The 21,633-nt window shown below is 70.9% G+C and carries 18 protein-coding genes; 9 read left to right on the forward strand and 9 right to left on the reverse strand.

The window, feature by feature from the left end:
* The first annotated feature begins 54 nt into the window (after nt 1–54).
* On the forward strand, nt 55–1,956 hold the full coding sequence (locus EAS64_RS24095; RefSeq protein WP_145856262.1) for a DUF222 domain-containing protein: 1,902 nt from the start codon (nt 55–57) through the stop codon (nt 1,954–1,956).
* Between the two features lie 28 nt (nt 1,957–1,984).
* Here the strand turns inward: EAS64_RS24095 and EAS64_RS44980 are convergent, their stop codons facing one another.
* Nucleotides 1,985–2,140, reverse strand: a complete 156-nt coding sequence (locus tag EAS64_RS44980; RefSeq protein WP_222849536.1) for a hypothetical protein — start codon at nt 2,138–2,140, stop codon at nt 1,985–1,987.
* 300 nt (nt 2,141–2,440) lie between these two features.
* On the opposite strand from EAS64_RS44980, the gene EAS64_RS24105 reads away from it, so the two are divergent.
* The 5 genes from EAS64_RS24105 to EAS64_RS24125 are packed head-to-tail and all read left to right on the forward strand — an operon-like array spanning nt 2,441 to nt 6,131.
* The gene (locus EAS64_RS24105; protein ID WP_145856264.1) at nt 2,441–3,337 is read left to right on the forward strand and encodes an amidohydrolase family protein; all 897 of its coding nucleotides are present in this window, start codon (nt 2,441–2,443) and stop codon (nt 3,335–3,337) included.
* Nucleotides 3,334–3,726: a protocatechuate 4,5-dioxygenase subunit alpha gene (gene ligA / locus EAS64_RS24110; RefSeq protein ID WP_145856266.1), complete on the forward strand. Its 393-nt coding sequence runs from the start codon at nt 3,334–3,336 to the stop codon at nt 3,724–3,726. The genes EAS64_RS24105 and ligA overlap by 4 nt, the downstream gene beginning before the upstream one ends.
* 2 nt (nt 3,727–3,728) lie before the next feature.
* Entirely contained in the window at nt 3,729–4,580 is an 852-nt protein-coding gene (locus EAS64_RS24115) for a class III extradiol dioxygenase subunit beta (RefSeq protein WP_145856268.1), read from the forward strand.
* 29 nt (nt 4,581–4,609) lie between these two features.
* The gene (locus EAS64_RS24120; protein ID WP_145856270.1) at nt 4,610–5,560 is read left to right on the forward strand and encodes a Gfo/Idh/MocA family oxidoreductase; all 951 of its coding nucleotides are present in this window, start codon (nt 4,610–4,612) and stop codon (nt 5,558–5,560) included.
* A gap of 10 nt (nt 5,561–5,570) precedes the next feature.
* Nucleotides 5,571–6,131, forward strand: coding sequence for a hypothetical protein (locus EAS64_RS24125; RefSeq protein ID WP_145856272.1), 561 nt, complete (start codon nt 5,571–5,573; stop codon nt 6,129–6,131).
* Nucleotides 6,132–6,152: 21 nt separating this feature from the next.
* On the opposite strand, the gene EAS64_RS24130 is transcribed toward EAS64_RS24125, so the two are convergent.
* The 3 genes from EAS64_RS24130 to gabT form a co-directional block, all read right to left on the reverse strand.
* Nucleotides 6,153–6,497: a hypothetical protein gene (locus EAS64_RS24130; protein WP_145856274.1), complete on the reverse strand. Its 345-nt coding sequence runs from the start codon at nt 6,495–6,497 to the stop codon at nt 6,153–6,155.
* Nucleotides 6,460–6,795, reverse strand: coding sequence for a Gfo/Idh/MocA family oxidoreductase (locus EAS64_RS24135; RefSeq protein ID WP_145856276.1), 336 nt, complete (start codon nt 6,793–6,795; stop codon nt 6,460–6,462). The genes EAS64_RS24130 and EAS64_RS24135 overlap by 38 nt, the downstream gene beginning before the upstream one ends.
* A gap of 122 nt (nt 6,796–6,917) precedes the next feature.
* Nucleotides 6,918–8,270: a 4-aminobutyrate--2-oxoglutarate transaminase gene (gene gabT / locus EAS64_RS24140; protein WP_145856278.1), complete on the reverse strand. Its 1,353-nt coding sequence runs from the start codon at nt 8,268–8,270 to the stop codon at nt 6,918–6,920.
* Between the two features lie 60 nt (nt 8,271–8,330).
* Here gabT and EAS64_RS24145 point away from each other — a divergent pair, with 60 nt between their 5' ends.
* Nucleotides 8,331–9,734 (forward strand): lyase family protein, encoded by a 1,404-nt coding sequence (locus EAS64_RS24145; RefSeq protein WP_246115831.1) that lies wholly within the window; start codon nt 8,331–8,333, stop codon nt 9,732–9,734.
* An 18-nt stretch (nt 9,735–9,752) separates the two neighbouring features.
* On the opposite strand, the gene EAS64_RS24150 is transcribed toward EAS64_RS24145, so the two are convergent.
* From EAS64_RS24150 to EAS64_RS24165, 4 genes are all read right to left on the reverse strand, one after another.
* On the reverse strand, nt 9,753–10,505 hold the full coding sequence (locus EAS64_RS24150; protein WP_187366138.1) for an SGNH/GDSL hydrolase family protein: 753 nt from the start codon (nt 10,503–10,505) through the stop codon (nt 9,753–9,755).
* Nucleotides 10,506–10,760: 255 nt separating this feature from the next.
* The gene (locus tag EAS64_RS24155; RefSeq protein ID WP_145856282.1) at nt 10,761–12,686 is read right to left on the reverse strand and encodes a multicopper oxidase family protein; all 1,926 of its coding nucleotides are present in this window, start codon (nt 12,684–12,686) and stop codon (nt 10,761–10,763) included.
* Nucleotides 12,687–12,794: 108 nt separating this feature from the next.
* Nucleotides 12,795–14,519, reverse strand: coding sequence for a copper resistance CopC/CopD family protein (locus EAS64_RS24160; protein ID WP_145856284.1), 1,725 nt, complete (start codon nt 14,517–14,519; stop codon nt 12,795–12,797).
* Between the two features lie 28 nt (nt 14,520–14,547).
* A complete protein-coding gene (locus tag EAS64_RS24165; RefSeq protein WP_145856286.1) occupies nt 14,548–15,282 on the reverse strand; it encodes a YcnI family copper-binding membrane protein in 735 nt (244 codons plus the stop codon).
* Nucleotides 15,283–15,429: 147 nt separating this feature from the next.
* On the opposite strand from EAS64_RS24165, the gene EAS64_RS24170 reads away from it, so the two are divergent.
* Both EAS64_RS24170 and EAS64_RS24175 read left to right on the forward strand, forming a co-directional pair.
* Nucleotides 15,430–15,879: a COG4315 family predicted lipoprotein gene (locus EAS64_RS24170; RefSeq protein ID WP_187366139.1), complete on the forward strand. Its 450-nt coding sequence runs from the start codon at nt 15,430–15,432 to the stop codon at nt 15,877–15,879.
* Nucleotides 15,880–15,914: 35 nt separating this feature from the next.
* The gene (locus EAS64_RS24175; protein ID WP_281283307.1) at nt 15,915–18,056 is read left to right on the forward strand and encodes an MFS transporter; all 2,142 of its coding nucleotides are present in this window, start codon (nt 15,915–15,917) and stop codon (nt 18,054–18,056) included.
* A 202-nt stretch (nt 18,057–18,258) separates the two neighbouring features.
* Here EAS64_RS24175 and EAS64_RS24180 read toward each other — a convergent pair whose 3' ends face one another.
* Entirely contained in the window at nt 18,259–21,591 is a 3,333-nt protein-coding gene (locus EAS64_RS24180) for a sacsin N-terminal ATP-binding-like domain-containing protein (RefSeq protein ID WP_145856291.1), read from the reverse strand.
* Between the last annotated feature and the right edge of the window lie 42 nt (nt 21,592–21,633).

Below are 21,633 nucleotides of genomic sequence, written 5' to 3' on the forward strand. Positions count from 1 at the left end.
CGTGTTAGTATTCGAGTAATAGATCTTGTAGCGCATTCACTGGAAGGAGCGTCGATGGGCTGGCAGCCAGGTTCGGGAGGGACGAGTGACCAACCCGTCCCCGGATCTGGCCTGCCCGGACCTGGCACCCCCTCGCCGGCCGGCCCCGCACACGATCCGCGCACTCCGGGATTCGCCAAGGACGGCAAGTGGGACGCCAGCAGGCCGTCGGCGGCGCTCGCCGTCGCGCTGGAGGCGTCGTCAGGTGTTCAGTGGCGATGCCCAGGCGCGACCCGCGACGAGCTGCTCGGCATGCTGCGCCAGTGGCAGGCCCTGGAGTCGTGGGCCGCGGCGGGCAAGCTCGGCCTGCTGCGAGCGCTGATCCGCGACGACGACCAGCCACTGCCCGGCGGCGGCTATCACGGCAATCTGCCGGACGGCTGGACCAGGTCGCTCACCCATGAGGTGGCGCTTGCCCTGTCGATGCCCGCGGTATCGGCGGAACAGCAGATGTGGCTGGCCTGGAACCTGCAGGCCGTGCTCCCAGGCACCGGCGACCTGCTCGCCGCCGGAGAGCTCACCCTCGCGAAGGCACGGGCGGTCGACAAAGCCCTCGGCCAGCTCACCGACCAGGACGCGGCACGGGCCGAGGCGATCATCGCCCCCGACTTGCCAGGAAAGACCTACGGCCAGGTCGAGAAGCTCGCCGTACAGGCGGCGATCACGGTCGACCCGGAGTCGGCCACCCGCCGCCGCGAGGACGCCGAGCAGCACCGATGCCGGGTGCAGTTGTTCCGTGAGGACTCAGGTGCGGCGGCCCTGTCCGGCCGCGACATGCCTACCGACCAGACGCTGGCCGCCCACGCCAACGTCAGCGCCCGAGCCCAGCAGTACAAGGATTCCGGCGTCTTCGATGACGACACGCGCATGGACCAGTTCCGTGTCACGGCCTACCTCGACCTGATCAACGAGATCTCCGCCGAGACGCGCATCGCCAGCCGGCACCTCGTCAGCATCGCCTACGCCGGTGAGGACAGCGGCCAAGGCGACGAAGGCCTGAGCGAGCATGACGGTCCGAAGGACGGCGACGACGCGGACGGCGATGACGGCCCAAGCGAAAACAGCGGCCCGGGCAACGACAGTGGCCCGGATAGCGGCGGTCCTCGCGGCGGCCATCCGTCCGGCGGCCGGCCATCCGGCGGTGCCTCCTCGCCTCCGCTGCGGCTGGCCGACCTCGTGATTCCGCTGGCCACGCTGCTTGGCCTGGCCGAGCGGCCTGGCGACGGCCACGGTCTCGGCCCGCTCGATCCAACTCTGTGCCGTGACCTGGCCGACGCGGCCGTCGCCAGCCCGCACAGTCGGCTCTGCGTGACGGTTACCGGTCCCGGAGGCATCGCCATCGGCCACGGCTGCGCGCGACAGAAAGCCGGCACCGTCCCAGCTGCCTTCGCGTCCCTGACCGCCCGGGTCAACCTCACCATCACCGCGGACCGCCTCGCCGAGTTGGCCGGGCCGCGAGGCGGGGCCGGGCCGCCGGACAGTTCGCCGTGGGCCTTTGCCCGGGCCGGTAACACCGGACCACCGGGCGGCCACGGCAAATGGACGCTGACCCTGCCCGACGGCAGGAGCCTCACCGTGGAACTCGAACCAGTGCCCACGCTCGACTGCGATCACCGGCACGAGTCGCACGCGTACCAGCCGAACGACAGGCTTCGTCACCTGGTCCAGATCCGCGACGGCACCTGCACCTTCCCGGTGTGCTCACGGCACGCGAGAGAATCTGACTTTGAGCACGCGGTCCCATACGACAAGGGCGGCCGCACCTGTGGCTGCAACGCAGGTGCCCGCAGCAGAACCTGTCATCAGGTCAAGCAGTCTTCCGGCTGGACCGTCACCCAGACGCGCCCCGGCTGGCATCAGTGGGAGACCCCCACAGGCCGGAGCTACGTGCAGGGCCCGAAGCGATACCCGGCCTGACGCTACCGGATTCCGCCGGTCCGGCAGGCTACTCGGCCGCGGTGTCCTGCGAGGTGTGCAGCTGCTCCTGAATCGTGGTCAGCACCGGCACGACAAGCGACTGGAGCAGCGCGTACGCCGCCACCCCCGCCGCGAGCACCGCGAACGTCACTCTGTGGTCCCCGCGCTCGCGGCTCCGCCCCATCCGCGTCTCCAGTCGGCAAGACTCAGCGATCCGCTGGAAAAGAGAAAACCCTTTATTCCGAACGGTTGCGTGTTTCACCTCACACCCAAGCCGGCACCCTCAAGCAGGGCCGCCTTGGCATGGTGGTCCGGGCCGCGATCAGCCCTCATGAGCCTCCGTGGCACGCTGTAGGTCACCGGCCTTTGTGGCTGCCCCAGTTGGAGTGCGACAGGGTTGTGGCCCGCCATCTTTCCAGATTGTCAACAAATGCGGTACAAAAGAGGGCCTGCGCGCACGAGGACAAGAGGAACGCAACAGTCGATGACTTCCACCTTCCAACCGGATGCTGACTGGCTCACCTACGTGGCCAACCCGCACAAGCCGCGGTACAAGCTGCCACCGGGATCGGTCGACGCGCACTGCCATGTCTTCGGTCCCGGCGACGTCTTCCCCTACGCACCCGAACGGAAGTACACGCCGACCGACGCGCCCAAGGAAAAGCTGTTCGCGCTGCACGACTTCCTCGGCTTCGACCGCAGCGTCATCGTCCAGGCGACCTGCCACGGCGCGGACAACCGCGCCCTTGTCGACGCGCTGCGGGCAGCGGGGGAGAAGGCCCGCGGCGTAGCCACCATTCGCCCGGGTGTCACCCGCGACGAGCTCGCCGACATGCACGAGGCCGGCGTCCGCGGGGTCCGCTTCAACTTCGTCAGGCGGCTCGCCGACCCCAAGCCCGACGACTACTACCGAGGCCTCGTCGACCTCATCGCCGAATTCGGCTGGCACATCGTCATCTACTTCGAGGCGCCCGACCTGGAAGAGCGCTGGGACCTGTTCACCAGCCTGCCGACGACCATCGTCGTCGACCACATGGGGCGCCCCGACGTCACTAAGCCGATCGACGGCCCGGGATTCACGCCGTTCCAGCGGTTCATGCACGAGCACGAGAACGTCTGGGCCAAGCTGAGCGGCGCCGAGCGGCTCACCGTCGCGGGCCCGCCCGGGTACGACGATGTCGTGCCGTTCGCCCGCCACCTGGCGCAGGCATTCCCCGACCGGGTGATCTGGGGCACGGACTGGCCGCACCCGAACATGAAGAGCTTCATGCCCGACGAGGGCGACCAGGTGGACCTCATCCCGCGGCTCGCCCCGACAGAAGACCTGCAGCGCAAGCTGCTCGTCGACAACCCCATGCGCCTGTACTGGGAGGCCTCATGACGTCATATACGGCGGAGTTCGACGATATCCCCGGGACCCGGGTGTTCACCGCCGAGCGCGCGAAAAAGGGCTACGAGCTGAACCAGTTCTGCATGAGCCTGATGAAGGAAGCCAACCGCGAGCGGTTCAAGGCCGACGAGCGCGCCTACCTCGACGAGACGAAGATGTCGGAAGAGCAGAAGCGGGCCGTGCTCGACCGCGACTACAACACGATGATCGACCTCGGCGGTCAGATCTACTTCCTCGCGAAGATCTTCGCCACCGACGGGCTGAGCTACCTGCAGGCGGTCAGCACGATGACCGGAATGCCCACCGACGAGTACCAGCAGATGATGATCTCGGGCGGCCGCTCGCCGGAGGGCTGGCGCTCCATTAAGGACGGTAACTGACCATGGCTCGCATCACGCACGGGCTGACCACGAGTCACATCCCGGCCGTCGGTGCCACGATCGACCACGGCAGGACACAGGAACCGTACTGGAAGCCGCTGTTCGACGGCTACGAGTGGACCAAGGCCTGGGCGAAACAGAACGTCCCCGACGTCATCATCCTCGTCTACAACGACCACGCGTCCGCGTTCACGCCGGAACTTGTGCCGACCTTCGCGCTCGGCTGCGCCGATGAGTTCCCGCCCGCCGACGAGGGGTACGGCCCGCGCCCGGTGCCCGTCGTGGCCGGCCGTGCCGATCTCGCGGCCCACATGGCAGAGGGCCTCATCCTGGACGAGTTCGACCTCACCCTGATGTACAAGATGGAGGTCGACCACGGCCTCACGGTGCCGCTCTCGCTTGTCTACGGCCAGCCGGACGCGTGGCCGGTCACGGTCATACCGCTCGCCGTGAACGTGGTGCAGTACCCGCCGCCGACGGCGCACCGCTGCTTCATGCTCGGCCAGGCGATCCGCCGCACGGTTGAGCGCTTCGACCAGGACCTCAACGTGCACATCTGGGGAACCGGCGGCATGAGCCACCAGCTGCAGGGACCGCGTGCCGGGTTCATCAACCAGACGTGGGACCATGCCTTCATGGACCAGCTCGTCAAGGACCCGAACGGGCTGTCCCAGCTGAAGCACCTGGAGTTCGTCCGCGAGGCGGGCGCGGAAGGCATCGAGCTCGTCATGTGGCTGATCATGCGCGGCGCCCTCGGCCCTGAGGCCCAGGAGCTGTACCGCTTCTACCACGTCCCCGGCTCCAACACCGCTGTCGGGCACCTGGTGCTGCAGTCCGTCGAAACCCCCGCTTAGCCAACACTGCCTAGGAGACACCGGCAAAAATGAAGATCGCGCTCGCCGGAACCGGCGCCTTCGGCATCAAGCACCTCGACGGCCTGGCCAACATCGACGGCGTCACCGTCACCTCGGTCGTCAGCCGCCGCCTCGAACAGGCAGAAGAGGTCGCGAACAAGTACGGCATCGCGCACGCGGGCACCGACCTCGACGAGGTGCTCGCCCGCGACGACGTGGACGCCGTGATCCTTTGCACGCCGACCCAGATGCACGCCAGCCAGGCCATCGCCGCGATGCGGGCGGGCAAGCACGTGCAAGTGGAGATCCCGGTCGCCGACAGCTGGGCGGACGCGCAGGAGGTGCAGCGGGTCCAGCTGGAGACAGGCAAGGTCTGCATGGTCGGGCACACCCGCCGCTTCAACCCGAGCCACCAGTGGGTCCACCACCGCATCGCGGCCGGCGAGCTGGCTGTCCAGCAGATGGACGTGCAGACCTACTTCTTCCGCCGCTCCAACATGAACGCGGCGGGCAACCCGCGCAGCTGGACCGACCACCTGCTCTGGCACCATGCCGCGCACACCGTCGACCTGTTCCAGTACCAGACGGGCGAGCAGGCACAGCTCGCCTATGCCGTGCAGGGCCCGATCCACCCCGAGCTCGGCATCGCGATGGACATGGGCATCATCATGCGCACGCCGTCCGGCAAGGTCTGCACGCTGTCGCTGAGCTTCAACAACGACGGCCCGCTCGGCACCTTCTTCCGCTACATCTGCGACAACGGCACCTACATCGCTCGCTACGACGACCTGGTCAACGGCCGCGAGGAGTTCATCGACGTCTCTAAGGTCGACGTTTCAACCAACGGCATCGAGATCCAGGACCGCGAGTTCGTCGCGGCGATCCGCGAGGGGCGCGAGCCCAACTCGAGCATCGGCAGCGTCCTCGGCTGCTACCGGGTCCTCGGCGACCTGGAAAGGCAGCTCGACTCCCAGCAGTAAGAATTGGGGTATGTCAGCTGTCGTCATCGGGGTGGTGGCCAGGACCGGATCGGCGGTCGCGTTCGCTCTTGGCGGCACAGCCGCGGTGCCGCTGTTCCTGGCGCGGGACGAGATCGACCTGGTAGCGCCCGGGCTGCCCGCGCAGCCGTACCACGCGGCGGCCGGCCTAGCCGCCGCCGCGGCCGAGTCACTGGTCGGCCGGGTGGAGCGCTGCGCCGAGGATGCCGCCGCGGCCGGGCTGCGCGCGCTGCTCGGCAAGGTCCCGGCTGCCGCACCAGACGCGGTGGCGGTGGTGACCAAGCCAGTGTCGGTACCCGATGACGTGGCGGGGGTGCTGCGCTCGCACGCCTGGATGCATGCGGCCGAGGGAGTCCTGTACCGCCGTGCGTTCCTCGCCGCGGCCAGCGAATGCGGGTGGCCGGCCGACGCCGTCGAGCAGTCCGCACTGCCGGCCGCGGAACAAGTCCTCGCCGACCTGGGTCAGGCGGCCGGCCGCCCCTGGCGTCGCACGGAGAAGGATGCCGCCCGCGCCGCCCTCGCCCTGCTGCCGCTGAGCCCGGCCAGCAAGTAGCGATGAGAGAGCCTCGGCTGGCTATCGGAGTTGCGCGGGGTTCACGCCGGCCCCTCCCGACGCACTGCTCGCATAGGCCGCGAGCGCGAACCTGAGCACCTCGATCGCTTCTTCGCCGCTCCACGAGAGGGGGCCGTCGCCGGTTCGGAGCCAGCGCAGCCAGTGCCGGCCCGAGTCGCGGAAGCTGCTCGCCCAGTCGTCATCGAGCGCGTGATATCCGCGCATCACGCCGTCGGCGTAGACCTCGAGGCTCGGTTGCTGGATGCCGCGGCCGGTGCATCGGTTGACCCGCGCGTAGCCCCTGCTGCCGGTGATCTCCCAGCGTTCGTCATTGGTGTAGTAATCGGATCGCAGGTACATGTCCATCGCGAGGGTGATATCCCAGACGCCGCGGACGCGCGCCGTCGCCGTGTAGCGGAGCGGGCAGCAGCACCTCTACCGCGTCGACCTGAATGCCGCTTGACGCCAGCGCGGCGGCAGACGCGAACGTGCGGGCCGTCGGCCAGTCCGCCTGGCGCTGCGCCCGGCGTTCCTCGCTCGGGTCGACAAGCGCGACGACTTCGACATCGGGATTGCCTGCGTAAGCGCGAACGTTCAGGTCGTAGATCCGTCCAAGCCCGATAAACGCGGCCTTGACAGGGCGGTCGTACGGCACAAAGGTCATCACGACACCTTGCCGTGAATGCCGTCCCCGCGCAATGACGGAGTTTCCCGCAACGGGTGGCAGTACGTGTAACCACCACCCGTTCCTCGTGATCTCGATCTTGACTTGAGGTGGGACGGGACCTACAGCGACGCGAAGGCGTCCTCCAGGATGCCGAGGCCCTCCTCGAGCAGGTCCTCGCCGATGACGAGCGGCGGCAGGAACCGGAGCACGTTGCCGAACGTGCCGCAGGTCAGCACCAGCAGGCCGTGGGCGTGGCAGTAGGCGGCGACCGCGGCGGTGGACGCCGGGTCGGGCTCCAGGGTGCCGGGCTTGGTCAGCTCGATGGCGATCATCGCGCCGCGGCCGCGGACGTCGGCGATCGCCGGGTGGGTCTCGGCCAGCTTGCGCAGCCGGGGGACCATGATCTCGCCGATCCGGCGTGCCTTGCCCGCCAGGTCCTGCGACTCCATGGTCTCGATCGAGCCCAGGGCGGCGGCGCAGGCGACGGGGTTGCCGCCGTAGGTGCCGCCGAGGCCGCCTGGGTGCACCGCGTCCATGATCTCGGCGCGGCCGGTCACCGCGGCGAGCGGCAGGCCGCCCGCGATGCCCTTGGCGGTGGTGACCAGGTCGGGCACGACGCCCTCGTGCTCGCTGGCGAACCAGTCGCCGGTGCGGCAGAAGCCGGACTGGATCTCGTCGGCGATGAAGACGATGCCGTTTTCCTTGCAGAAGTCGGCGAGGCCAGTCAGGAACCCGTCCGGCGGGACGATGAAGCCGCCCTCGCCCTGGATCGGCTCGATGATGACGGCGGCGACATTCTGCTCGCCGACCTGAGCGTGGATCAGCGACTTGACCACGCTGAGCGCCTCTGCCCTGCACGCCTCAGGGCCGTCGGGCCAGCGCAGCGGGTAGGCCATCGGCACCCGGTAGATCTCGCTGGCGAACGGGCCGAAGCCCTGCTTGTACGGCATGTTCTTGGCGGTGAGCGCCATCGTCAGGTTGGTGCGGCCGTGGTAGGCGTGGTCGAACGCGACGACGGCCTGCCTGCCGGTGTAGTGCCTGGCGATCTTAATGGCGTTCTCGACGGCCTCGGCGCCGGAGTTGAACAGCGCGGAACGCTTGGCGTGCGTGCCAGGTGTGTGCTTGGCGAGCGCCTCGCAGACCTCCACGTACCCCGCATACGGGGTGACCATGAAGCAGGTGTGCGTGAACTGGGCCACCTGGGCCTGCACTCGGTCTACGACGGCGGCCGCCGCGTTGCCCACCGAGGTGACCGCGATGCCGGAGCCGAAGTCGATGAGGGAGTTGCCGTCCGCATCCAGGAGCACGCCACCGCCTGCCGCGGTGATGAAAACCGGCAGGGTGGTCGATACGCCGCGAGCGACGGTGCTGTTGCGGCGATCCATCAGCGCCCGCGAGGCGGGGCCGGGGATCTCGGTGACAAGGTTACGGCGTTGAGGCAGCTCAGGGCCGCCGACGGGAAGTGCGGTCATGTTCGGACGATAACATCCGGGCATGCCTGCTCAGAACGGCGGACCAGTAAAGGAACCAGTGTGACAAGCGAGAATAGTTCCACTGACCGGACAGGGCTGTTCGACGGGGTATTCGCGCGTGGCCGGGTGGTCGCCGACGACGGCGCGTGGCTGCGGGCCATGCTCGCCGCCGAGGCGGGGCTCGCCCGTGCGCTCGAGCGCGCCGGGCTGGTGCCGGCCGGCGCAGGCGCCGCGGTCACCGCGGCCGCGCAGGCCGGCGAGCTGAGTACGGCGGACCGCGCGGAGATCGCCCAGTCCTCCGGGCAGACCGGCAACCCGGTGCCCGGCCTGGCCCGGGTGCTGACCAGGAAAGTGGCGGACCCGGTGGCGCGCTCGGCCGTGCACCGGGGGGCGACAAGTCAGGACATCATCGACACCGCGGCGATGCTGCTCGCTCACGACGCGATGGACGCGGCACTCGCCGACCTGCGGACGGCGGCGGCCGCCGCCGCCCGGCTCGCCGAGGTACACCACGGCACGCTGATGATCGGCAGGACGCTGCTGCAGCAGGCGGTGCCCGTCACGTTCGGCGTGGTGGCGGCGGGCTGGCTCGCCGGACTCGACAGCGCGATCGAGTGGCTCTCCTTCGTCCGCGACACGCGTCTCGCCGTGCAGTTCGGCGGCGCGGCCGGCACGCTCGCCTCGCTCCGGGAGGACGGCGTGCGGGTGAAGGCGCTGTTCGCCGAGGAACTCGGGCTCGGCGACCCGCCGCTGCCCTGGCACACGGAACGGCTACGGATCATCGACGTCGGCGCGACCGCGGCGCGCGCGTGCGCGGCGCTGTCCAAGATCGCGCGCGACGTGATCCTGCTCGCGCAGACTGAGGTCGGCGAGGTGGCGGAGGGCGGCGAGCTGGCCGCGCCGAATGGGGCTGTGCGCCGCGGCGGTTCGTCGGCGATGCCGAACAAGAGCAACCCGGTCGCCGCCATCGCCATCCTCGGCTGCGCGAAGCAGGCGCCTGGCCTGCTCGCCACCCTCGTCGCGGCCGCCGAGCAGGAGCACCAGCGGGCGGCCGGCGCTTGGCACGCCGAATGGCAGCCGCTTGGCCACCTGCTGCAGCTCACCGTGTCCGCCGCGGCCTGGGCCCGTGACCTCGTCACCCACCTCACGGTCGACGAACAGCGGATGGCCGCCAATCTGGCACGGGCGGGCGGACTGCCGCTCGCCGAGCGGGTCACCGCGCTGCTGGGCGAGTCGCTCGGCGGCCCCGCGGCGCATGACCTGGTGGCGGGCGCGGCAGCGCGGTCCGCGGCGTCCGGCGTGCCGCTGCGCGACGTGCTGCTCGCCACGCCGCAGTTCGTGCAGAAGCTGTCCGAGGCAGGGATCGGCCAGGCGCAATTGGACGAGGCGCTCGACCCGGCCGGCTACCTGGGCGCCGCGCAGGCGTTCATCGCCGCCGCGCTCGACGCGCACGCGCAGGGCTAGCCGCGGTCCTGATGCGGGTTACGCGTCCCTGTCGGTGTCGCTCGACGGCTTCGACATGCCCACGGCCACGTCGCAGATCACCGGAACGGTCGCGGCGACCGAGGCGGGCTGCACGCCGTGCGCGGACAGGATGTCCGCCACCTTGTGCGCGATCCATACGTCGCCGGCCGCGGACGGGTGCAGCCCGTCGCGTCGGGCACGGGGGAACTTCCACCGGCCGGTCAGCGGGTCCATGATGATGACCTGCTTGTCCGCCGCCTTGCCCGCAGTCACGATGGCTTGGTCGATCGCGCGCAGCGCGGGGGTGCTGGCTCCGGCGAAGACGGTGATCAGGGCGATCTGCGCCCGTGGTGCGCCCGCCTGGATCAGGTCCACCGCCGACTCCACTCGTGGCGCCTCGCGGTCGGCGGGCTGGCCGACGTCGTCGTGTCCCGCCTGCACGATCACCACGGTGGGGGCAAGCCCGTGCAGCCGCTCCTGGGCCAGCATGCGCTCGACAGGACCGCGCTGGTCGGTGCCCGGGGCGACGTAGCCGGCGCCGGGAACGCCGTAGATGACCGCGTTCCAGCGCAGCAGCCTGGCGAGCACCACCGCCCAGGAAAGCTCGGGGTTGTCTGGGCCCATGCCCGCCGTGAAGGACGCGCCGACGATCGCGATCGTGGGCACGCGGCGCGGCTGGGCCTCCAGGCGCGCCTCGCACGCGCGCAGCGACGACGTGATGGCGACCATCTCGGTGCGGCTGTGCTGCTGGCCATGCTGGTGCGCGGGCACGCGCTGAACTAGTCGCCAGGCGGTGGTTGGCCTGGCCGCCGATGGATGGCCGATTGAGATGGCGATCCCCAGTGCGAGGGCGACGCAACAGGCGATTATGCCCGCCCCCATTGTCCTGGTTCGTCCCGCCCCGCGTGATCTCACACCATAGTGTCGGCGACAAGTGCCGACATGCGCAAACAATAAGAATCTACTCAGACGAACAATAAGAAGACGCTAAGAAATGTTGCATTTCTGCCATGGGGACGGCCGGTTTCATACCACCTGCATCGGCCGCATCATCGCGTTGTCCTCGTGGTCGAGGAAGTGGCAATGCCACACGTAGCTGCCGCGCCTGTCGAAGTGCGCCCTCACCCGGGTGATGTAGCCGGTTGGCGCGTTGCAGGAGTCCTTCGGGCCCCGCTCCCACGCGCCGGGCGCGCTGCCGGAGGTCGCGCCGATCGGCCGCCTGTCGACGACCTGGAATTGCACCAGGTGCATGTGGAAGACGTGCGACACGGCGGGCGCGCCCTCCGGTGAGAAATTCCACACTTCCCACATTTCCGTCGATCCGTAGGCGGGCTTTTCAGTGACCGGATCGTCCCAGCTCAGCGGCGTGTTGACCCCGTCGGAATCGACGGTGCCGCACATGTATTTCGAGATCTGGGTGAGCTGGAAGCCGGAGATCTGCTCGCTGAAGGAGACCCGCCTGGTCTTGGCCGCCGCGCCCGGCGGGGTGTAGCCGGGCAGCTTCAGGTGCTGCGGCGGGACCGAGGTGTCCTTCGACTTCAGCGGCACCACCGTGAATCGCATGATGGACCCGGTGGTGCCGACGGTCGCGGCGGCGCCCTCGTTGGTCAGGTACAGATGCGTGCCCGGCTTCACGCCGGTGAAGTCGACGATGATGTCGTACCGCTCGGACGGCAGCACCGGCAGCCCGTGCTGCTCGCCGCCGCTCTTGACCGGCGTTTCCACCGGGGCGGGCAGGAAGCCGCCGTCGCTGCCGATGACCCAGATGGGCAGTGCCGCCTTGGCGGGGACCGACGCCTTCGGGTTGGACACCACCTTCAGCGTCAGCGGGCGCACCGCGCAGCCGTTAAGCACCCGGAACCGGTACCGTCGCGGCTCCACGTTGAGGTTCGGCCAGGTGCTGCCGTTCACGGTGATCGTGTTCCCGTAGTACAGCTCGTTCCAGATCGGCGGGATGTCTGATGTGGGGATGTACGGCCCAGGCGAGAACGTGTTGACGGACGGGAGGTACTGTCTGCCGTCGGTGCTAAAGGACGGGTCCTGGATCACCAGGGGGATCTCGTAGTGCCGCGTGCCCGGCTTCTCGCCGCGACGGGGGGCGGGCCCCGGCAGCACGCCGGCCTTCAGGTCGGTGCCGCCGCCGCGCAGGATGTACATGCCGAGCAGTCCGGCCCGCACGTTGAGCCGGGTCATCCCGAGGCTGTGGTCGTGGAACCACAGGGCGGTCGCCCGCTGGTCGTTGCCGTACTCGTACTGGGCCATTCCCTTGCCCCAGGTGACACCGAAGCGGTGCTTGGCCTCCGCCGCGTACTGCGCGTACCGGCTGCCGGAGACGGCGTAGCCCTTGGGGATGTTGCTCGCGTGCGGCAGGTACCACGCCTCCGGATAGCCGTCGGAGTCCTGGTACACGTGCGCGCCGTGCAGGTGGACGACGAGCGGCACGGGCCCGGTGTACGGCCCAGGCGTCTTGGTGAACTCGGGCACCGAGTCGCGGCCCGCGGTGCCGCCCGCGGGGTTCGCCCAGTGCAGCGTCGGGTCGACCGGCAGGATGTGCGGGACGTAGCCGCCCGCGGCGTTGACGAGCTGGTTGGCCCAGACCACCCGGACCTGCCTGTTGACGCTCGCCTCGACGGTGTGCGCGGGCGCGTGGAACGACCCCGGATGGCCGGCCGCGCCGAAACCGAAGACCGGGGTGGACGGGAACGGCTTGGGCAGGATCTGCTGCCTGAACGGCTTGGCGGCGATCACGTAGCCGTCGGACTTCGCCCCGACGGCGGACGCCGGCATCGCGGGAAGCACGTACAGCGGGGTGACAAACTGCGGAATCGTGGTGGAGTCCAGCTGTGCGGCCTGCGCGCCGCGGCCCTCGAGCCACAGCGGCAGCTCAATCGCCGCCCCGGCGACCGCCACCGTCGCGCCCGCGCGCAGTGCCTGCCTGCGCGTCAGTTTCATCGATTCCTCCTCGCCGCCGGATCCCGCATCTGCCGCCAGGCCCCGCAAGGTGACGAGTCTAACGCCGGGGCTGCGGTGATTTACGGCGATCGCGCCGGGTTGCGCCTGTTAATGGATCGCGAGCGGGAAGGTCACGCTCGTCTCGTCGAACGCGTCGCTGCGCACCACGATCTGCAGCGTCCACTGCCCGGTGAACGTCACCGCGGCGCTGTCGGTCCTGTACTGGCCTGGCGCGGTGCGGATGAGCGTGACGGGCAGCGGCCCCAGGTTGCGTGCCGGGAAGTACAGCGCCGCCGTGATCTGGGCCGGGACGAACGCGCGGCCGCCGGCGGTGGTGAGGTACACCTGGATGCTGTTCGGCCCGAGCTTGGCCGGGGTGGCGAAGACGTGCACGGTGCCGGTGCCGCCTGGCCCGCCGGTTTCGAATGCCTGGCTCGCGCTGACCGCGGGAGCGTAAGTGTCCCGGCCGGTGGCGGTGTTCACCAGCACGGCGGTGCAGGCCAGGATCACCGCGGCGACCGCGAGTTCCGCCGCGACCGACCGGCGCAGCCGGCGCATCGACTGTTCCCACGCCTCGCCGGGGAACCGGCCGCGCCTGATGTGCCGCCTGGCGAGGTAGCCGAGGTCGATCAGGACAAGCAGGCCAGCGATCTTGACCTGGATCAGCCGGCCGTACCCGGTTTCGAACAGCGCGCCCCAGGTGCCCACTTCGCGCCAGGCCTGATACACGCCGCTTGCGACGATGACGGTCACGCAGCCGAGCGCGATCGCGGAGAACCGCGGCACGGCGCGCATCACCGCCGGGGTGCCCGGGCTGCGCAGCGCGAACCCGGCGAGCACCGCAAGCCCGCCGATCCACACAGCGACGGCGTCCAGGTGGACGATGTCGGCGGGGATGCCCCAGGGAGCTTGCACGCCGGTGGACGCGTGGTCGGACACCGCCCAGCTCGCGGCGATGGCTGTGGTCAGCACCGCCCACCCGACGGCGGCGGCGCGGCGGAACCCCGGCCCGGCGTCCGGCAGCCTGGGGAGCAGGAAGCTCGCGGCGGCGACGGCGAGCAGCGACATCAGCTCGCGCGCCTCGGAGGCCGGACCGAGGCGCCCGTGCAGCGTGGTGCGCACCAGCGTTCCGCTCAACAGCTGGCTCAGCCCGGTGCCCGCGCTGTACGGCCCTTGCAGCAGCAGCCCGAGCAGCGTGCTGAGCAGCAGCCCGAGAGCGCTCAGGGTGACCAGCCGGCCAACACCGCGTACGGCGCCGCCCTGGGGCCAGCAGACGATCAGGAACGCGACGCCGCCTGCCAGCAGCGCGAAGCACAGGTACTCAACCCAGCGGACCGCGCCGAACAGGTCGCTCACCAGTGCATCGCCTGATGAGGACGAGAGCGCGCCGACGTGGGTCGCGCTCGGCGCGCCGACCGAGAAGGTGAACGCGCCCGTCACCGGGTGGGTGTCGGCGGAGATCACGTGCCAGACGGCGGTGTAGGTGCCGTCGCCAAGACCGGGCAGCAGGCCGACGGCGATCTCGTAGCTGGACACCAGCGTGGCCTGCCCGTCGTCGGCCCGCTGGCCGTCCGGCGAGTACACCACGAGGCTGTCGGCGGTGATGCCGACCGGCTCGTCGAAGGAGGCGGTGACCTGCCGCGGCGCGGTGGCGACCACCGTGCCGTCGGCGGGCTGGGTGGAGGCGAGCGCCGCGTGCGCGAACAACGCGGGCGACCCGGGCGACCCCGGCGACCCGGGCGACGCCGGGGCGGCGGAAACCGCGAACGCCGCGGGCGCCATGGCGGCGAGCGCGGCCGCCACCAGGATGACGAGCGCCGCGATCCGCCTCATCGGCGCCCACGTCTCAGGGGGACGCGGTTCATCGACGCCGGCCGCGCAGCCAGGCCGCGCCGCCCGCCACCAGGCCGAGCAGGCCGGCGGCGAGCCCGGCGGCACCGAGCGAGAGCGCCGTCGTGTCACTCCCGGCCGCGGCTGGCGGGTCGCCTGCCGCCGAACCCGTCGAAGCCGCCGAACCCGTCGAAGCCGCCGAACCCGTCGTGCCTCCGGGGGTGAGGGTGAGGATCGGTGCCGGATGCTCTGGAGCAGGCTGGCCCGGCTGCGGCAGGTCGATCCACCGCACCACATCGCCGTTGGAGTAGGTCTGGATCGCCTTGAACGCCAGCTGGCTGACGCCGGCCGGCAGCGGGTCGGCCGACACGGAGAAGTCCTGATACTGGCCGGGCAGGATCTTGCCGCCCGTCCAGGTCACCTCGGACACCGCGGTGCTGAACGATCCGTCGTCGGTGACGAGCGGCTTGGCGAGCTTGACCGTCCGCACGCTGATCGTCCAGCCGGGGACCGGCTCGACGAGGAACTGCGCGATGGGGTGGTCGGTGGGAAGCTCGACCTGAAGTTCCACCGTGTCCGCGGTCGACTCCTCGTTCGGCACCCGGAAGGTGAGTTCCGCCGTCGATCCCTGCGGCGCGGATCCCGGCGAGATCGTGACGTGCGCGAACGCCGTTCCCGCCAGGACACCCACGCCCAGCCCGGCCCCGCCGAGCACCAGCAGCACCCGGCGTGCGACGCGACCGCGGCTGCTCAGCTTCCCTGTCATGGTGTGCCAGGGTAGACGATCTCCGGCCATTCTTCGCCAATACGGACGTACTATCGCGACAACGGAAAACAGGCATTCGCGCTGGCCAAAGGAATAGGGGGTGTGATGCGGGGTTGCGGAAGCGCACGCCGTGCCGTCCGAATCGCGTTGCTGACCCTGACCGTGCCGCTCGTGGCGGCCTGCGCGGGCACGGCGCACCCGTCCGCCGCGGCCAGTTCGAACGGCGTGCTGTCCGGAACCATCGGCGGCAACGCCGTAGCGCTGCTCAAGACGCTGCGCACCGCCTCGGCCGGCACCGTGGTCAGCAGTGGCACCGGATACACCCTGTACTGGTTCAGCGGCGACACCGCGCGGTCGTCCGCCTGCGACACCCTGTGCATCGCCCAGTGGCCGCCGGTGACCGGCGCGCCCAGGCCCGCCTCGGGCGTCAGGCTGCCAGGCAGGCTCGGCACGATCACTCACCAGGGCGGAGTCGTCCAGGCCACCTACGACGACCATCCCCTCTACACGTTCGCCGGCGACTTCGATCCTGGCGACGTCGGCGGGAACGGCGTGGTCCAGTTCGGCGGCACCTGGCACGCGGTAAAGCCCGGCTAACGTTCCTGTCGTGGTAACCCGGGTATCAGCCGTCTGTGACGACATCAGGCGAATCGTCGCCTCCGGGGCCGCGCGTTCCGGCACAGCAGGCGGGTGACCAGCAGGCGACGAGCACGGCGGCGACGCGGCAAACCGCGGAGGCGACGCAGCAGAGCACGGAGGAACACGGCCAGAAGCTGCTCGTCATCTACGGTGCGCTGATGCTGGCGCTGCTGCTCGCCGCGCTGGACCAGACGATCGTGTCCACCGCGCTGCCCACCATCGTCAACGACCTGGGCGGCCTGTCACACCTGTCCTGGGTGGTCACCGCGTACCTGCTCGCCTCCACGGCGAGCACACAGGTCTGGGGCAAGCTCGGCGACCAGTACGGCCGCAAGTACCTGTTCCTCGGCGCGATCGTGATCTTCCTCGTCGGTTCCGCGCTGTGCGGCCAGTCGCGCAACATGGGCGAGCTGATCGCCTTCCGCGCCATCCAGGGCGTCGGCGGCGGCGGCATCATGGTGCTGACCCAGGCGATCATCGGCGACATCGTCCCGGCGCGGGAACGCGGCAAGTACCAGGGCGCGTTCGGCGCGGTGTTCGGCGTGGCATCCGTCATCGGCCCGCTGCTCGGCGGCTTCTTCGTGGACAACCTGAGCTGGCGCTGGGTGTTCTACATCAACCTGCCGATCGGCGCGATCGCGCTCGTGGTGATCGCGATCGTGCTCCCGGCCGTCAGCACCAGGCAGCAGCACAAGATCGACTACCTCGGCGCGGCCACGCTCGCCGGGTTCGCCACCGCCGTGGTGCTCGCCACCTCCTGGGGCGGCACCACCTACGCCTGGTCCTCGCCGGTCATCATCGGCCTGTTCGCCGCGGGCGCGGCGCTGCTCACCGCGTGGTACTTTTCCGCCCGTTACGCCGCGGAACCGGTGCTGCCGCTGCGGCTGTTCCGCAACTCGGTGTTCGCCGTCTCCGCCGCGATCAGCCTCGCCGCCGGGTTCGCCATGTTCGGCGCGCTGTCCTACCTGCCGCTGTTCCTCCAGGTGGTGCGCGGCGTCTCGCCGACGATCTCCGGCGTGTCCCTGCTGCCGATGGTGCTCGGCCTGCTGATCACCTCGATAGGCAGCGGCCAGCTCATCGCGCGGACCGGGCATTACAAGGCGTTCCCGATCGCCGGCACGGCCATCTTGAGCGTCGCGCTGTTCCTGCTGTCCACGATGGACGAGACCACCTCATCGGGCCTGATGAGCCTGTACTTCTTCATACTCGGCTTCGGCCTCGGCTTGATCATCCAGGTGCTTGTCATCGCGGTGCAGAACTCGGTCAGCTACGCTGACCTCGGCGCGGCCACCTCGGGCGTGACGTTCTTCCGCTCGATCGGCGGATCGTTCGGCGTCTCGGTGTTCGGGGCGATCTTCGCCAATCAGCTCGCTAGCCAGCTCCGCGTCGCGCTGACCGGCAAGAAGCTGCCGCGCGGGTTCAGCGCGGCGAGCGTGCAGGCCAATTCGAGCCAGCTCAAGGCGCTGCCCGCGGACCTCCGCGAGGCGATCGAGCACGCCTACAGCCTCGCGCTGCAGCCGGTGTTCCGCACCGCGGTGCCGATCGCCCTCGTCGCGTTCGTGCTGGCCTGGTTCCTGCGCGAGGTGCCGCTGCGCACCGCGGCGGGCGCGGAGACGCCACAGGGCACGACGCTGCGCAGCGCGGCGAGCGCCGCCGACCTCGGCGAGGCGCTCGGCTGCGCGCCGACGAGCAGGACCTCGGCGCAGGAGGCGGAGCGGGTGCTGTCCCGGCTGTCCGCCGTCGAGCTGCGCCGCTTCGGCTATGCCAGGCTGGCCCGCGCGGCCGGCCTCGACCTGACCGGCGGCGCCTGCTGGATCCTGACCCGCCTCGCCCGCCAGGGCGCCACCCCGGGTCCCGAGCTGGCGAAGCAGGCCGGGGTCACCGTCGATGAGGGCCGTCCCAACGCCCAGCTGCTCGTCGACCGCGGCCTGATCATCCGCACCGACGGCGTGCTCGCCCTCACTCCCAGCGGCCGCGAGACCGCCGACCGGCTCTTCGCCACCGAGCAGACCTGGCTGGAGGGCCAGCTGGCCGGCTGGTCACCGGAACAGCACGCCGAGCTCGAGCACGTGCTCGCCGAGCTGTCCCGCGCCCTGCTCGGCGACGACGCCGACCGTCACCTGGTGGACCGCTAAGCCGAAAACCAGGATCACGCCGAACGGGTTCGTGCCTTCGCCCTATGCGCCCGCACTCTCCTCCAGGCCTCCTAGCGATCCACACTGAGCCCGAACCAGCCGCCACTCTCGTGATAACAGCAAGATGCCTTTCGGTGCATCGGTGACGAGCCCGGGATTACCCGTTAGCCCGTTTGTCCTGAGCCGGAGTTCTCGCCTGGAGTCAGTCCGCGTCCAGGTCAGCCTCGGCCAGGATGCGGGCGGTCTCCTCTGGGCTGAGCAGCAGCTCCGCGACCAGGTGTCTCGCGGACCAGCGCCCGGCCGCCCAGGCGAGGCCGTGCGCGAGGCCCTCCGCGGTGGCGGCGTGTACTTCGCCGCCGGTACAGCGCCACGGCAGGTCCGCGCCGTCGACGAGGAGCCGGTCGTGTTCGCGGTAGCCGGCGGGCGCCTCGGGGAGCACCTCGCGCACCACGTCGGGAACGGGGCGGAACTCGCCATCCGACTCGACGGCCCCGGCGATCTCCTCCGACGCGAGCGGCAGGTCGAGCAGGTCGGCGAGGCGCACGGCGTGTTCGTAGGGTGCCAGGATGAGCGGCCGGTCCGCGGCAAGCGGCCACAGGTCGGGGGTGTCGAGGATAAGCACGTCGTCGGCGTCGGCGACCGTGAGCTTGTCACCGTGCACCGCCCGGACCCGGTCCGGCGGGGTGAGCTGGTCCGCCGTTACCCCGTCGGCGGTGGCGAGCGCCGACCATAGCGACCGCAGCTGCGCGCGGGTGACCGGACGATCATGGTCGGCGAGCCTGGTGAGCAGCTCGTCGGCACCGCCTGGCTCGGCGAGCAGCCCGGTGAGCGAGACCCGGACGCCGAGCGCGCGAGTGACCGCCGGGTCGGCAAGCATCCGGGCGAAGGCGCCGGAGGTCTCCGCCTGGTCGGCCACTGAGAGACCGGCTTGGTTGGGGCTGGCCGCCGCGAGGCCCGCTTGTCCGGGTTCAGTGTCCGCGAGGTCGGCCGCTGCCAGCTGGGCCGCCGTCTGTCGGGCTCCGGCCGCGCTGATCACGTCGTACAGCCCGGCGAGCAGTGGATCGGAATCGTCGGTACGCAGCTCGCCCGGCCGGCGTCCGCCGAGCAGCAGGTGCCGCCGCAGCCACCAGGCGGTGTAGGACGGGACGTCGGCGCGGCCGCCGTCGGGCAGCCGCAGCCGCAGCGGCTCGGTGAGCGCTGCGCGCAGCGGCGGGCGCGTCAGCAGCTCGAGGGCACGCGGCCAGCGGTCCGGGCCCACCAGGTCGAGGTCGCGGACGGCGGTGAACTCGGGCGCGACCGGCGGCAGACCAGCCAGGCCGTCGACTGCCAGGTCGCCGTCCGCCAGATCGCCGCGGAGCCTCAGCCGATCCCGCGTGTCGGCGGCCCAGTCGGCCACCCCGTCCAGATCGAGGTCGAGGTGGTCCTCATCGATCTCCACGTCCTCCGCCGTGATCAGCCCAAACGTGGACAAGACCCCGGCCGCCTCGAGGGTCGCCGCGCCGTAGCGGTCCACCAAGTCTTCCCCGGCGGTGCCGAACGGTGCGTCGTCCGCGATCAGGTCCGCGAGCGGACACCCGGGAAGCAGCAGTTCGCCCGCCGGATACCAGTCGCCGTCGTCGCCGGGCAGCGCCAGCTCCGCGAGCCAGGGGTAATCGCCCGGTTCGGCGCCGACGGCGCGGAGCAGGCCGAGCACCGCGTCGGCGACCCGGTGCGGGCTGTCGTCGTCGTAGTACGCCTCGACCGCGCGGTCGTAGGAGGTGGCGACGGCAGCGCGGGTGGCCGGGTCCTCGAGCGCGGACCTGGGCGTCGCCTCGACCGCGCCGAGCCGAGCGAGCAGCGGATGCGCCGCCGCGGGATCGACCACCCGCAGCCCGAGCACGGCGAGGTCGCCGGCCTGCTCGAGTCCTGGCCCCGGCAGCAGCAGACCCCGCGGGCCGCGGGCCATCCGCCCGTCGGCCAGCGGAACCGGCAGCGCGCCGAGCTCGGCCCGTTCCTCGGCTGGCACGTCGGCGAGGGCCGCGTAGAGCTCACGCCACCACGCTGGATCCTTGCCAAGCCCGGCGAGCAGGTCGGCCAGTTCCGCGAGCGGCATCCTCCGCACCCCGAGCACCGCGTACGCGGGATGCCGCGACGGCCCGTCGATGAGATGCGGCAGCACCGGTGCGAGCAGCCCGGTCAGCCCAGGTGCGGCGGAACCGGGCAGCACCGCGTCCCTCGGCCGAACCCGCCCGCCCGTCTCCGCAGCGTCGTCAGTCGGCTGGGCCGCCGGCAGGAACGGCACGTCGGGCAGCAGTGCCACGATGGCGCGGCTCAGCCGGGCGGCGAGCTCACCGCTGGCGACCGGCCCTGGCACCAGGCCGAGCAGGCTGGGTGCGGGCGCGAGCTCCGGCAGCAGCGCCGCGTACGCCGCGGCGGCTCGCTCGACGAGGAAGTCTGTCAGCGGCCCGGGCGCGACGTGCCGTCGGTCCGGGCTGAGCGGGAACGACGCGAGCAGCAGCGCGGGCAGGCCGAGCGGCTCGTCCGTCGGCGTCGGCGCGTGCACCACCGCGGCGACCCCCGCGGGCAGCCGCCCCGTCGGCGTGTTTGTCTCCCTAACCGGAATGGCCCAGCGGACCGACCAGGAAGTTCTCGCCCGCTCCTCCGCGGGCCTGTCCGCGAGCAGCGCCGGGTCGAGCCCGCCGCCCCCGGACGCGACCCGCCAGGCGCTTTCATCGCCGTCGACGGTGATGACGGAACGGCCGCCCGCGTGTGTCGCGGTGAGCACCCGTCGCTCCCCGTCGGCGTCGATCTCGACCTCGGCCAGCGCGGGCAGCGCGAGCAGCAGGGCGGGTCCGGTCTCCGCGAGCAGCCGGGTGACGAGGCGTACCGCGTCCGCGTCACGCAGCGGCAACTCCACCACCGTCGCGTACTCGCCGGGTATCGACGACGCCGGTACCGCGGCCTCGCCCGCGCCGGTTTCCGCCGCGACCGTGCCCGGCGACCCGGCGCCTGGCAGGTCCGCGAACGGCAGCCGCAGCACGGGCACTTGACCCGCACGCGCGGCCAGCTCATCAGACAGCGCTGGAATGCCAGTTACCAGGTCCCGCGTCGCCGCCCGCGACCAGGCGACGCTGCCGTCGGCGGATTGAATGCGCGGCGCGTCGCTGACCGCGACCACCGCCGCGAACCCGACGCCGAACCGGCCGACGGTTTCACCGGCGGTCTCGCCGGGCGCGGCGTCGCCGCGCTTGCTCGACGCGCGCAGCGTCGACAGCGACTCGACCCCGGCCGCGTCGAGCGGCGCCCCGGTGTTGGCCGCGGTCAGCGTCCCGTCCCGCAGCGTCAGCCGGAGCCTGCCCGGCACCCCGGCCCTGGCCGCGGCGTCCGCCGCGTTCTGCGCGAGCTCCACGATGACCCGGTCCCGGTAGCCGCCGAGCGCGTAGTCCTCCTCGGCGTTGGCGTCCTCACGGAACCGGCTCGGCGACGCGGCCCACGCGTCGAGAACCCGCGCGCGCAGCGCCGCGGTCGCATACGGATCGGTCACCTCACCTGGCACACACCGACCCTAGTCCACCGGCCAGGTGCGACTGTGCCTAGG

The sequence above is a fragment of the Trebonia kvetii genome, assembly GCF_007827045.1.
GTDB classification, from domain to species: domain Bacteria; phylum Actinomycetota; class Actinomycetes; order Streptosporangiales; family Streptosporangiaceae; genus Trebonia; species Trebonia kvetii.

Bases quoted from the DNA above. Each gene is read 5' to 3' on its own strand.
- EAS64_RS24095 (WP_145856262.1), top strand. From the start codon at position 55: ATGGGCTGGCAGCCAGGTTCGGGAGGGACGAGTGACCAACCCGTCCCC.
- EAS64_RS44980 (WP_222849536.1), bottom strand. From the start codon at position 2,140: ATGGGGCGGAGCCGCGAGCGCGGGGACCACAGAGTGACGTTCGCGGTG.
- EAS64_RS24105 (WP_145856264.1), top strand. From the start codon at position 2,441: ATGACTTCCACCTTCCAACCGGATGCTGACTGGCTCACCTACGTGGCC.
- ligA (WP_145856266.1), top strand. From the start codon at position 3,334: ATGACGTCATATACGGCGGAGTTCGACGATATCCCCGGGACCCGGGTG.
- EAS64_RS24115 (WP_145856268.1), top strand. From the start codon at position 3,729: ATGGCTCGCATCACGCACGGGCTGACCACGAGTCACATCCCGGCCGTC.
- EAS64_RS24120 (WP_145856270.1), top strand. From the start codon at position 4,610: ATGAAGATCGCGCTCGCCGGAACCGGCGCCTTCGGCATCAAGCACCTC.
- EAS64_RS24125 (WP_145856272.1), top strand. From the start codon at position 5,571: ATGTCAGCTGTCGTCATCGGGGTGGTGGCCAGGACCGGATCGGCGGTC.
- EAS64_RS24130 (WP_145856274.1), bottom strand. From the start codon at position 6,497: ATGGACATGTACCTGCGATCCGATTACTACACCAATGACGAACGCTGG.
- EAS64_RS24135 (WP_145856276.1), bottom strand. From the start codon at position 6,795: ATGACCTTTGTGCCGTACGACCGCCCTGTCAAGGCCGCGTTTATCGGG.
- gabT (WP_145856278.1), bottom strand. From the start codon at position 8,270: ATGACCGCACTTCCCGTCGGCGGCCCTGAGCTGCCTCAACGCCGTAAC.
- EAS64_RS24155 (WP_145856282.1), bottom strand. From the start codon at position 12,686: ATGAAACTGACGCGCAGGCAGGCACTGCGCGCGGGCGCGACGGTGGCG.
- EAS64_RS24160 (WP_145856284.1), bottom strand. From the start codon at position 14,519: ATGAGGCGGATCGCGGCGCTCGTCATCCTGGTGGCGGCCGCGCTCGCC.
- EAS64_RS24165 (WP_145856286.1), bottom strand. From the start codon at position 15,282: ATGACAGGGAAGCTGAGCAGCCGCGGTCGCGTCGCACGCCGGGTGCTG.